Origin of the sequence: Pseudemcibacter aquimaris (assembly GCF_028869115.1) — a bacterium.
In the GTDB taxonomy this organism is placed as follows: Bacteria; Pseudomonadota; Alphaproteobacteria; order Sphingomonadales; family Emcibacteraceae; genus Pseudemcibacter; species Pseudemcibacter aquimaris.
In genome coordinates this window covers 2,349,869-2,362,647 of record NZ_CP079800.1, presented here as the reverse complement: position 1 = coordinate 2,362,647, position 12,779 = coordinate 2,349,869, and the positions used below count along the sequence as shown (strand labels likewise).

The window sequence follows — 12,779 nt, the reverse complement described above, 5'->3', positions numbered from 1 at the left end:
TTTTTAAAAATTTAGAATAAGGGAAGTAAATAATGGCATCATTTGATGGTTTTGAATATGACGTATTGATCGTCGGTTCGGGGGCAGGGGGCGGCATGGCCGCACATATCCTGACGGAAGCAGGAATTAAAGTATTAATGCTGGAAGCGGGTCGCGATTATGACCCCGTTGAAGAAACCCCGATGTTTCAAATGAACCACGAAGCACCACTTCGCGGCGAAAGCACATCAGATAAAAATTTCGGATATTTCGATGCCACCGTTGATGGCGGCTGGGAAGTGCCGGGTGAGCCATATACAAATGCAGAAGGCACCACATTCAGATGGTGGCGCGCCCGTATGCTTGGCGGTAGAACAAACCATTTCGGCCGTTATGTGCCGCGTTTTAATGATCGTGATTTTAAGCCATTCACGCATGATGGTTTGGGTGTTGATTGGCCGCTTGATTACGATGAAATGCAGCCGTGGTATGATAAAACAGAAAAGTTAGTTGGCGTTTCCGGAAATAATCCGGGCGTTTATGATGTGCCGGATAGCGGTGAAGGGGTATTGCAGCCACATGCAAAACCACGTGTTTATGAATTGCTTGTGGAGGCCGCCTGTAAAAAACTGGGTCTTCCTATTGTGCCGATGCGCCGGGCCGTTTTAACGCGTGCGCAAGATACCCGTGAGGCATGTTTTAACGCGACCGATTGTGGGCGTGGCTGTTCCATTGGGGCGGCGTTTCAAACAACGACATCTGTTATTCCGTGGGCGAAAGACACCGGGAACCTTAAGGTCGTGACTGACGCCATGGTGAAAGAAGTACATCTGAGTGATGATGGAAAAGCATCCGGCGTCACATTCGTGAACCGTAAAAATATGCAAGACGTGCGCGTGGATGCGGATTATGTCATCCTCGCGGCGAGTGCCTGTGAAACGGCGCGTTTGATGCTAAACTCAACCAGTGAAAAATTCCCGAACGGCCTTGCTAATTCCAGTGGGCAAGTTGGTCGAAATCTTATGGATAGTACAGGGGCGGATTTTACCGGATATATCCCTGCGCTGGAAGGGCGACCGAAATATAACGAAGACGGCCTTGCTGGAAATCACCTTTATATCCCGTGGTGGGATTACGAAGGACAGGATGATGGAAGCGTTAAATTTAAGCGTGGTTATCATCTTGAAATTGGTGGTGGTTTTGGTGAACCGGGTATGGGAACCGGAAATGGTGCCGATGGGTACGGCAAATCAGCCAAGGACCAAATCCGTAAAAAATACGGAAGTGGTATTTATTTTGCCCTTCGTGGTGAAATGGTCGTGAATGAAAATTGTTACTGCGAAATTGATCCGGACGTTAAGGACAAATGGGGAATTCCGGTGCTGAAATTCCATTGGAAATGGTCGGATGAAGAATATAATCAAGTTGCCCACGGCATGGAATGGACGGAAAAACTGATCAAGGCCATGGGTGGTTATGTCACATCACCAAAACGCACACCAGAAGAGGCGCTTTTACCCGGTGGATTAATCATTCATGAAGTCGGCACCACAAGAATGGGTGATGATCCGGCAACATCGGTTACCAATAAATGGGGCCAGACATGGGACGTTGATAATTTATACATTATGGATGGTGGCGTGTTTGCATCGAACCCGCATAAAAACTGTACGATTACAATTCTGACCCTTGCGATGAAGAATGCGACAAAACTGGCTGAGGAGATTAAAAATGCATAAGAGTTATTCACCAAAAGTCAGCCGCCGCGACAGTTTAAAATGGATCGGGAAAATGAGCACGACTGTGCTAATTGGTGGCGTCGTTGTTGCCTGTGATACGGCTGATCAACCAATGCCGGAAGTTAAGGGAACCAGTCACTGGCCGAATTTAACCTTTGATCCGATAATGGGACCAAAATATGGTCAGGATCCAGATATGACCAATCCGACAACACCGTGGGCAAGAACGCTTACGCAGGACCAATTAAACTTGATTGCGCATCTATCCGATATCATCTGCCCTGCGGACGAGGGTGGGCCATCAGCCACAGTAGTTGGTGTTCCGGATGTGATTGATGAATGGGTAAGTGCCCCATATGAAGCACAGCAAAATGACCGTGTTTTAATCTTAAACGGCCTTCAATGGCTTGATGATGAAGCGAATATGCGAAATGGTAGTTCATTTATGAACAGCAGCAGTGATCAGCAAATAGCAATCATTGATGATATTGCTTATGAAAAACAGGCAGAAATCGCTGAATTTGAACATGCGGTTATGTTCTTTGCAAGACTTCGTTCATTGGTATTTGGTGCTTATTTCAGTAGTCCGGAAGGCATAGAGGATATTGGCTATATCGGTAACGAACCAATCATTGGCGATTACCCTGGCCCGACAGAAGAAGCCATGGCCCATTTGAATGAGGTCATTGCAAATCTTCCGGCTTGAGGGTAATCGATATTAGGAATAAAAAAGGCCCGGATTTACCGGGCCTTTTCTTTTTAGTTCATCTAAACAGAATTATTCTTCGCCAGTTGTAATAATTGGCATTGGTCCTGGTGGAATACCAAGTTTGTCTTTTTCTGCTTTAACCATTGCGCGAATATCAGCCAGCATTTTTGTTGTGTCATAAATGATGCCATCTTTGATGGTATATTTAATGCCGCCAACACGCTCAACTTCGCGGGTTTCGTCATTCAACCTGATGTGTCCTGTACCAAGTAACACATGAAGGTTGGCAAGCGGATTTTCCTTTGTCACAACAAAGTCGGCTTTTTTTCCAACTTGTATGGAACCAACCTCGTCATCAATGCCGAGTGCTTTTGCGCCAACAAGTGTCGCTGCATGCAGTACTTCAAGTGATGAGAAACCAGCTTCCTGAAGCAGTTCCATTTCCTGAATATAACCAAAACCGTAAAGGTTATAAATATAACCGGCATCAGCACCGACGATTACCTTGCCGCCACGGTTTTTATATTCATTGACGAATGTCATCCACAGACGGTAATTGTTTTTCCACTCGATCTCATCTTCAAGTGTCCAGTCAAACCAGTATGAACCATGCGCGTTTCTGTTAGGGCGGTAAAATTCCCAAAGATTTGGCATGGTGTACTCTTCGTGCCATTTGGCGCGGCTCATGCGCATAAAGTCACGGCTTGTTTGGTAAGCGGTGAATGTTGGTGATAGAACGAAATCACGATCAAGCAGAGTTTGCATGACTTCGTTCCATTTGGCACTGCCTGGTTTTGCAGCCTGTTTCCAAAGACGACCTGCTTCGCTGAAACGATCCTGTTCATCGTGATAAATGTAATCGTTAGGATAGCGTTGAATTTGTTTGTCTTCAAACATCGCTTCCGGAAGGCCATACCAATGTTCCATGGATTTAAGACCGTGTTCTGAAGTTGTCAGTACGTTTGCATGGTTTACGTCAAGCTGGGCATGGTGCATGGTGCTTGAAAGGCTTTGTTTATCGGCCTCGTCAAGTGCTGCCCACATAATTTCGGCAGGGGCACCAAAGAACTTAATACCTGAACCGCCCGCCTTTTTAATTTCGCGGATACGTGCACGTGCTTGTTCTGGCGTGTTAATTGGACCAGCTTCACTTGAATCAAAAACAGGATAAACCAGAATACGAGGTCCGGTAATTTCATTGTTTTCCAATCTTTTCTTCTGTTCCAGTTCCCACATCATACCTTCGCCGCCAAGTGTACGGCCGCTTGTGATGCCATGTGATAACCACAATTTTAGAACATATTCCGGTGGGACATTTTGACCGGATGCCGGTGTATGTAAATGAAGATGTGAATCAACAAAACCCGGCATAATATACATGCCTGTCAGATCAATTTCTGTTCCACCATTTAGCGGTGGACGGTTTTCCGGTTTAATCGGAAGTAATGGATAACCAACCGTTTTAATTTCCGTGATCCGGTCGTTCTCAACAACAATGTCCACTGGGCCGCGTGTTGGCGCGCCAGTTCCATCAATCAAATACGCCCCGCGTAAGATCAGGCGGTTATATGGGCCTTGTCCTTCTTTTCTTGGTTCAATGACCAGACCGTCCTGCGAAAGCGCAGAACTTGCTGTTGCAAACATGAATAATGATAATCCTGTTGCCGCAAGCAGAACATTGGTCATGACCTGCTTTAATCTGAATGCCATGATTTCCTCTCCTTCTTCAGATTTATTGTCCCTATATTTTTTGGATATTTAGCAGAAAAATTCTGCTTTAGAATCCAATATGCATGTGCATGGTAGTATATAATATACAATTTTTAAAATGATAATTTACGTGATATTTGATTAATGCCTAAATGTGATGATTAATCATCTGTTTCAACAAATGTCGTGACACTTTGACGTGGTGTTTCATTAACCCGTAATTCAAAAATATCGGGTCTGCCATAATGACCAATGACATCAAGGTCATATTTCCCGCGCGCAATATCATCCAGATCAATTTCAGCGCTGATCAGCCCTTCTTTTTCATGGAGCGGTCCAGCGAGGACATCACCAAGTGGCCCGATAATCACGCTGCCACCGGGGATCAGCGCATCATCAGAGACCCAATTTTCAACATTTACACCGAGTGCATTTGGTGATGGTTGATATTGGCAAGCGCTTGCGACGAAACAACGGCCTTCTAATGCAATATGTTGCATGGTTGATTGCCAGACGGGGCGGGCATCAACTGTTGGCGCGCACCAAATTTCAACACCTTTGGAATACATGGTTGTGCGTAATAGCGGCATATAATTTTCCCAGCAAATGGCAGCACCTGCCTTACCCGCATTGGTTTCAACGATCGGTAATGTTGATCCATCCCCTTGACCCCAAATCAGCCTTTCTGAACCCGTAGGCATTAATTTGCGGTGCTTATGGGTAAGTCCGTCTTTTGGATCAATGAATATGGCTGTGCAATAAAGCGTACCACCCGCACGTTCAATCACGCCAATAACGATATTGGCATTAATTCGTGAGGATAGGTCACAAAGTGTTTTTACTTCTTTGCCGGAAAGGTCAATTGCTGCATCATAATAATTTTTAAAAGTATCACGGCCGCTTTCCAATCTAAAACCCAATTGTGTTCCAAAGCTTTCGCCCTTCGGATATCCGCCGAGGGTCGCTTCCGGCATCACAAGAATGTCGGGGTTGGCGTCTTTAATTTCATTTTCAAAGGATAATATTTTGTCCAGCGTTGCTTGGGTACCTTCTGGGGATGATCCGATTTGAAGGACCGATACTTTTTTTGTCATGTTAATCTCTTAAATTAAAAATATTTCGCACATCGTCTGCGGATGCAATAGACCTTGTTGAGCGATCCGCGGCATATTTGATCATTTCGCCATTGTTTTCAAGCAATGTGCCATCTTCGCGCCAGATGTTATTTTCAAAACCAATTCTGATATGGCCGCCATTATTGATGCTATGTTCAATGCATTCTTTTTCATTGTCAGCAAAGCCACATGATGCCCATGGACCGTTATGGGATGTTGCACATTCAAATGTTTTTGCAGTTTCCGGTGTTGGCCCGGCATAGCTTCCCATGACGAACAGGATAAATGGATTGTCTTGATGGAAAACGCCTTGTTTCTGGTAACTCATGAACCTTTTATAATCGGCCTCGTTATATAGGATATATTGTGGGAAAATATGTTCTTTTATTAACCATTCATTGAATGCTGCGAATTCTGACATTTCTTGATCAGTCGGGCATAGTTCCCGAAGGGCGAGTGATACGGCCTCTGGCTTTAAATCGTGGACAATTTCCATTTGTTGTTCGCGGTTATATATGCCGACGGCTTCTGTGGTTGCCTGAATGATCATATTCTTGCCCACTCGTTCACGGACCGTTTTTATGGACGCGCGGTACCGGTCCGGATCAAGGGAATGACCACCATTATCATCACGCACATGCAGATGAAGAATGCTTGCGCCATTTTCAAGAATCAGTTCAGCACAATCCGCCATTTCAGAAGGGGTGATGGGGATTTCAGGATGATCTTTTTTAACTCTACGGGCGCCGTTTGGGGCACACATAATAATAAAAGGATGGTCGTTCAAATTAATAAATCTCGTTAATTTTTATTTTGTTTGATTATTGCAACTTCTTTGACCGGGGTCAAAGATTTTTGGCGCTTTCAGGGTGTAAGGATGGGGCATCAAATTAAATTGACAGGAGGAAAACATGTCAAAAAAATTAGTGGCCACATTGGGTCTTTTATCTGCATCACTTTTCGCTGGTGAAGTTGCAAATGCGCAGCAAGCTGGTGATTTACTTGTTCGTGGTCGCGTGCTTTATGTTGCACCGGATGCAAGCGCAACAACAACAATTGGCGGTACTGCTGATATTGACAGTAAAGTCGTACCGGAAATTGATTTCACATACTTTATTGCTGACAATATCGGTCTTGAACTGATTGCAGCGACAACAAAGCATAACGCAACAGCAATCGGCACAGATGTGGGTGACGTTCCACTAGGTAGTGCATGGTTATTACCACCAACACTATCGCTTCAGTATCATATGCCAATGTCTGAAACACTTAAGCCATATTTTGGTGCAGGTGTGAACTACACATTCTTCTATAGCGAAGAAGCAGCCGGTACACCGGTTAATGATTTTAACCTGAATGATACATTTGGTTTCTCATTACAGGCGGGTGTTGATATCGAGCTTAATGAAAGTATGTTCTTGAACGTTGATGTTAAGAAATTGTTCCTAAGCACAGATGCGACAATCCCAACTGATCTTGGTCTTGTAACTGCTGATGTACAAATCGACCCATGGATCATCGGTGTTGGTATCGGTACAAAGTTCTAATTGAATAATTAGAGTTAAGATGAATTTAAGGCCCGCGAAATTCGCGGGCCTTTTTTTGTTTTTTAGATTTAAGCTGCGTTTGCAGGGCTATTTGTTATCTCAAGTGTATTGAGTGCCTCGATCAAATCATCGATCAGGTCTTGCGGTGTTTCAAGACCGATTGAAAGTCTTACCAGTCCGTCAGAAATGCCATGTTCCAGACGTTCTTCTTCGGTGTATGTTGAATGGGTCATACTTGCTGGATGCTGGATGAGCGTGTCCACATCACCAAGGCTTACGGCGCGTTTAATCAGTTTTAATTCATTCATGAAACGAATACCGCTTTCAATGCCGCCTCTTAGTTCAAATGCGATCATGCCGCCCGGTTTTAACATTTGACGCTTGGCAAGTTCATGTTGTTCATAACTTTCAAGACCCGGGAAATAAACCTTTTCGATCATGGCGTGGTCTTCCAGAACCTGTGCGATCATTTCTGCGCTGCTGCAATGACGGTCCATACGAATTTCTAATGTCTTAAGGCCGCGCATGATTTGAAATGCGGTAAGGGGTGCCATCACGGCGCCTGTCATATCCTTTACACCTTCAAGGCGGATACGGGTCAGCAGTTCTTCTGAACCGGCGACCATACCGGCGACAAGATCACCATGACCACCAAGGTATTTTGTCGCAGAATGCACAACAACATCAGCACCCAGGCTGATCGGTTGGCACAGGTACGGTGTTGCATATGTGTTATCAACAACTGTTGTAATATCATGCTCTTTTGCAATGGCGGACACCGCAGCAATATCAACAAGGCGCATGTTCGGGTTTGCCGGTGTTTCGAAATAGATCACTTTGGTTTTGTCGGTAATGGCCGCACGTACATTTTCAGGGTCACGCATATCCACATGTTTGATAGTGACGCCGAATTTGGTAAGGCCGTGGCTGAAGAAAGTAAATGTACAGCCATAAAGCGTTTTATCAACGATCATTTCATCGCCCTGTGCAAGAAGTGTCCACATCGTAGATGTGATCGCGCCCATGCCGGATGCAGTTGCCATGGCTGCTTCTGTGCCTTCTAGATCAGCAATGCGTTCTTCAAGTAATGATAATGTCGGATTTGAAATACGGGTGTAAAAATGACCTTGCTCTTCACCTGCGAATAGGGCGGCGCCCTGTTCCGCATTATCAAATGTGAAGGTTGACGTCATATAAACTGGTGGGACAAGTGCGTTATTTTCTGCGCTTCCCTCTACGCCTTTATGAATGGCGCGGGTGGCGAAACCGTAATCTTTATTTTCTGTGGACATAATCTTACTCCGAATAATTTCAACATATACTAAAATCTTGCCATAAATATGACGCAATGTGCTTGCGTATTTATGCGTTATTTGTTTAAATATTGGCAGAAAATGCTAAGGAAATAATAATGGACGCAATTGATAGGAAAATTATCCGTGCTTTGCAGCAGAATGGACGACTAACCAATCAGGAGCTCGCGGATAATGTCGGCTTGTCGCCATCCCCGTGTTTAAGGCGGGTCAGGAATCTTGAAAAACAAGGTGTTTTGACGGGATATACAGCACTTGTTGATCAGGAACAATATGGATTGCCGCTCACTGTGTTTGTGCATATCCGGCTTGAACGCCATTCCGATGAATGTATCCGTACTTTTGAAGAGGGGATAGGGAGATTGGATCAGGTCATGGAATGTTACCTGATGACCGGACGTTCTGATTATTTACTGCATGTTGTTGCGCGTGATTTAAAAGATTACGAAGGGTTCGTACGCGACAAAATTTCCACGATCCCTGGTATCGCTGGCATCGACAGTAGTTTCGTATTCGGCCGCGTAAAAAGAAAGACCGATTTTCCACTCGTATGATGCACTTTCAGAAAATTTTAAGATATGATTAATGGATGACCTAAGCTTGACAAATGACTAAAGTGTTCATTTAATACGGAATGTAAAAATCTAAAATACAGAACCATTGGGGGAAGGTATATTGTACTTTAAGCATAAAAGTTTTTTATTCATTTTAATTGGTTTACTTACTTCAGTTGGGCTTACAAGCTATGCACAAGAAGTTGCACCTGGAATGGATTATTTTAAATATGACAAAGCCAGCGACATACCAGTTTTACTTTTTGCCCAAGAGCCTGAATTTAATGACATATCCCTTTCGCCAGATGGTCAACATATTCTTTATGTTTATCCAAATGACGATAAATATATTTTTAGAGTTGATCCTGTTGATGATGATGACCTTGAGCAGCATTATGTTGGAGCTGTATCGAAAGGTTTATTAGGTAAAATATTTTGGGTTAATGATACTAGAGTACTTCTAACAATAAATAGTATAGATAATATTGATTTTGGTTTTGATGGTCGAAACCTGACTTTTTCTTTCATTTTGAAAAAGACTGTTTATGGATTTGATGTCAATGGCTCGGGATTAGAAAAAATTTACGAATATAAATATGATTTTAATCCACTGTTTTTGAATAACTTGCAAGCGATTAACAATTTTGAAATCGACATGCTTTGGAACGATGAATCCAAAATACTAATTTCAACAACCGAAAATGAAGAACAATTTCCTACTGTAAAATATCTAAATGTTTATAACGGTGAAACGAGTATAGCGCAGGCAGCTGCTGATAAAATAACACAATGGATTACGGATCATGATGGTAATGTCAGGTTTGGTGTAGGGGCAGAAGATGGGCGATTAATTATGATTGCCAGAAAAGCAGGCGAAACGGATTGGGTAAATTTACACGATCAAGAAATTTTTCAGGATGACAGATTTCGGCCAGTTAATTTTGGTGAAACTGAAAACAGTATTCTTGTGATTTCACCTGCCTCAAACGGCAGATATGCAATTTATGAATTTGACTTAGTAAATGAAGTTCTGACGAATAAACTTTATGAGCATCCGAATGTTGATGTAAATGGTCTGGAGTTTTCTGAAATAAATAAAAAAATTCTAGCAGTGACCTATCAGGAAGATAAGCTTGAAAGATACTATTTAGACGAAGATTATAAAAAACTAATGACTGCGATTAATTCAGCATTACCTGATAGAAACAATCATTTGGTCAGTATTACAAATAATAATAAATTTATGCTTATTAAGTCAGATAGCGATGTTTTTCCCGGCGCTTTTTACAGAATGGATATTGAAAATAAACAGTTACAGTTGCTAGGAGAACTGAATTATAGACTTGATCCAAAATATTTAACCAAACAAGAAAGTATTACTTATTTTTCAAGAGATGGGCTTGAAATTCCAGCGCTTATATCCTTGCCAAAAGATCGTAATGAAAATGATAAGTTACCTTTGATTGTTATGCCTCATACCAATCCAGATGGAAGAGATGTTAATGAGTATAATTACATAATTCAATTTCTAGTCAGTAGAGGTTACGCAGTATTTCAGCCTAATTACAGAGGTTCGTCTGGGTATGGATTGCAATACCAGATGATGGGGTATGGTGAATGGGGCGGTAATATTCAAAACGACATTATTGATGGTATTGAATACTTGGTTTCTGAAGGTATGGTCGATAAAAGCAAAGTATGCATAATGGGAAAAAATTTTGCTGGCTATATTGCTCTAATGGGTAGTATTCAAAATCCTGAACTTTTCAACTGTGTGATTGCTGAAGCTCCAATCGCTGATTTGTATCAATTAGTGAAAAATATAAAATCAGCATTAGGAAAAAATATTGCTGAACGAATGATTGGTAAGAAAAAGAATAAAGCAATTAGAAAAATTTCTCCTCAGCATAATGTAAGAGATATTAAAACTCCTTTGCTATTATTTCATGGAGAACTTAATAATTCGGTGCCGAAAGATTCCACAGATAATTTTGTTGAAGCATTAAATAAGTATAATATTCCGCATAATTATGTTGTGATTGAAGGGGCAGGGAATGATTTCACGACTTATGAGCAACGTAAATCCTTTTTGTTAGAGTTAGAAAAATTTTTACAAGAGCATAATGACGTAGCAACTATAGATAATATTGCGTCAGCAACAGGTATTGAATGAATTTGAGAATGAAGAAACTTGCTCTGATTTTGGTGTTATTAATAATTAGTCCCTGGGTAGTGATAAGTAGTACTTTTTCACAAGAAATCCCTATTGATAATTTAATTGAAACTTCAAAATATAATGCTGTGTCTATTTCACCGGATCAGGAGAAATATTTCATTTTATCGCTATCGTCTGGCCAGCCTAAAGTATGGATAAAAGGAAACCCTTTTAAGACAAATGATATAAACTTGGAATATAGTTTGCCTATTTCATTATTATCCAACATTGCATGGATAAATAATGATCAGTTAATTGTTGCTTATACCGTGCTTGAAAAAAACTCTAGAGGAACGGTTAAAAAATATTTTAGAGAATGGGCGTTAATTGACACTAACATCAATAATATAAATGTTTTTCTTAAATATGAAGTTAATAGGGTGGTTGCTAACCAGCCTGCTACTTTACTTCATGCACTTCCGGAAGATGATGACCACATCTTAATTTCGCATCCGGTAAAAAAGAAACTTTATCCGAGTTTGCATAAGGTTAATATAATTACTGGTGATAGCGAATTGGTTTTAAAAGAACGTGAGCCAGTATTATCTTGGGTCGTAGATAAAGATGGAACGCCGCTTTTGGGTTATGGTAATGATGATGAAAAGCAAGTACTTTTAATATACGATCATGATGCTGAAAAATTTAGAGATTATAGTGACCAACCATTGTTTGAAAGTGGTAATTTTGCGCCATTAACGAATGGTGTAACAAATGAAACAATGTTTGTTAGTTCTTCTGTCAGTCACGGCAGAAAGAAAATTTATCACTATGATTATAAGAGGAAAAGAATTCTCTCCAAAGTATTTGAGCATCCTAAGGTCGATGCTCAGGATATTATATATTCTTATCAGCAAGAAAAAGTTGTCGCTGCATTATATGTAGACAATACAATGCAATATGAATTTTTTGATGAAAATCTTGAGAATCTTCATAATAAATTATCTGAAATGATTAACGGAAAAAATATATTTCTTTCAAGTTATGGTGAAAATCAGGATTATGTTGTTGTTTCAGCTAGTAATGAAGTGTCACCGATTGATTTTTATATTTATGAAAGAAAAACCGAAGGGTTAAAATTAGTAGCTTCAAATTCAATAGCAGTTGAGAATTATGAATTGGCTGACGTCAATCCGATAACCTATTTTTCCCGGGATGGTCTTGAAATACATTCATACTTGACAAGGCCAAAGACAAAAACTGATGAGCTTTTACCTGCTGTAATTTTACCTCATGGAGGACCTTGGGTCAGGGATACTCAAGATTATAATGAATGGGTGCAATTACTCGCAAACCGAGGATATGTTGTTTTGCAGCCAAATTTTAGGGGATCAACAGGCTATGGCAATATTTTTGTCAATATGAGCCAAGGTGAGTGGGGAGGAAAAATGCAAGATGACCTTACTGACGGCGTAAAGTGGTTGGTAAGAAACGAAAATGTTGATCCTGAAAAAATATGTATTGTTGGTGGCAGTTATGGTGGGTATGCAGCATTAATGGGGGTTGTTAAAGATCCAGATCTTTATAAGTGCGCCATTTCATTTGCACCAGTTACTGATCTTAAATCTTATTTTGACACTTTTAAAATATTACCGGAAAAAGGGATGATTAAAAACAGGGTTGTCGGAAACCCTTCTAAAGGCAACATTAATGAAAAATCACCTAATAAGCAGGCAAAAAAAATTAAGGTTCCAATTTTTCTGGTGCATGGAAATAGTGACATTCGAGTAGAGATCAAGCATAGCCATATGATGGACCGCGCCTTAAAGAAAGCAAAGAAAGATTATGAATTTCTCGAACTTGAAAGTGGTACACATTTTTTATTGCAAAAACATCATAAGAAAATATTTTTTGAAAAAATGATCACCTTTTTGCAAACTCATATTGGAGAATGAGATTTA

10 protein-coding genes are annotated in these 12,779 nt (G+C 41.0%); 6 read left to right on the top strand and 4 right to left on the bottom strand.

Annotated elements, in window-relative coordinates:
• The first annotated feature begins 32 nt into the window (after nt 1–32).
• Together KW060_RS11100 and KW060_RS11095 are read left to right on the top strand one after the other, a co-directional pair.
• Complete coding sequence (locus KW060_RS11100) at nt 33–1,718, top strand: GMC family oxidoreductase (protein ID WP_249034896.1); 1,686 nt, start codon at nt 33–35, stop codon at nt 1,716–1,718.
• Nucleotides 1,711–2,424, top strand: coding sequence for a gluconate 2-dehydrogenase subunit 3 family protein (locus tag KW060_RS11095; RefSeq protein WP_249034895.1), 714 nt, complete (start codon nt 1,711–1,713; stop codon nt 2,422–2,424). The genes KW060_RS11100 and KW060_RS11095 overlap by 8 nt, the downstream gene beginning before the upstream one ends.
• A gap of 72 nt (nt 2,425–2,496) precedes the next feature.
• On the opposite strand, the gene KW060_RS11090 is transcribed toward KW060_RS11095, so the two are convergent.
• From KW060_RS11090 to KW060_RS11080, 3 genes are all read right to left on the bottom strand, one after another.
• The gene (locus tag KW060_RS11090; protein WP_249034894.1) at nt 2,497–4,137 is read right to left on the bottom strand and encodes an amidohydrolase family protein; all 1,641 of its coding nucleotides are present in this window, start codon (nt 4,135–4,137) and stop codon (nt 2,497–2,499) included.
• A 161-nt stretch (nt 4,138–4,298) separates the two neighbouring features.
• Nucleotides 4,299–5,231 (bottom strand): carbon-nitrogen hydrolase family protein, encoded by a 933-nt coding sequence (locus KW060_RS11085; protein WP_249034893.1) that lies wholly within the window; start codon nt 5,229–5,231, stop codon nt 4,299–4,301.
• A gap of 1 nt (nt 5,232) precedes the next feature.
• Complete coding sequence (locus KW060_RS11080; protein ID WP_249034892.1) at nt 5,233–6,039, bottom strand: beta-keto acid cleavage family enzyme; 807 nt, start codon at nt 6,037–6,039, stop codon at nt 5,233–5,235.
• A 124-nt stretch (nt 6,040–6,163) separates the two neighbouring features.
• On the opposite strand from KW060_RS11080, the gene KW060_RS11075 reads away from it, so the two are divergent.
• On the top strand, nt 6,164–6,799 hold the full coding sequence (locus KW060_RS11075) for an OmpW/AlkL family protein (RefSeq protein ID WP_249034891.1): 636 nt from the start codon (nt 6,164–6,166) through the stop codon (nt 6,797–6,799).
• 68 nt (nt 6,800–6,867) lie between these two features.
• On the opposite strand, the gene KW060_RS11070 is transcribed toward KW060_RS11075, so the two are convergent.
• A complete protein-coding gene (locus KW060_RS11070) occupies nt 6,868–8,091 on the bottom strand; it encodes a methionine gamma-lyase (protein WP_249034890.1) in 1,224 nt (407 codons plus the stop codon).
• 119 nt (nt 8,092–8,210) lie between these two features.
• On the opposite strand from KW060_RS11070, the gene KW060_RS11065 reads away from it, so the two are divergent.
• The 3 genes from KW060_RS11065 to KW060_RS11055 all read left to right on the top strand — a co-directional run bounded on the left by KW060_RS11065 (nt 8,211) and on the right by KW060_RS11055 (nt 12,773).
• On the top strand, nt 8,211–8,666 hold the full coding sequence (locus KW060_RS11065) for an Lrp/AsnC family transcriptional regulator (protein WP_249034889.1): 456 nt from the start codon (nt 8,211–8,213) through the stop codon (nt 8,664–8,666).
• 121 nt (nt 8,667–8,787) lie between these two features.
• Complete coding sequence (locus KW060_RS11060; RefSeq protein WP_249034888.1) at nt 8,788–10,839, top strand: alpha/beta hydrolase family protein; 2,052 nt, start codon at nt 8,788–8,790, stop codon at nt 10,837–10,839.
• An 8-nt stretch (nt 10,840–10,847) separates the two neighbouring features.
• Nucleotides 10,848–12,773: an alpha/beta hydrolase family protein gene (locus tag KW060_RS11055; protein WP_249034887.1), complete on the top strand. Its 1,926-nt coding sequence runs from the start codon at nt 10,848–10,850 to the stop codon at nt 12,771–12,773.
• The last annotated feature ends 6 nt before the right edge of the window (nt 12,774–12,779 follow it).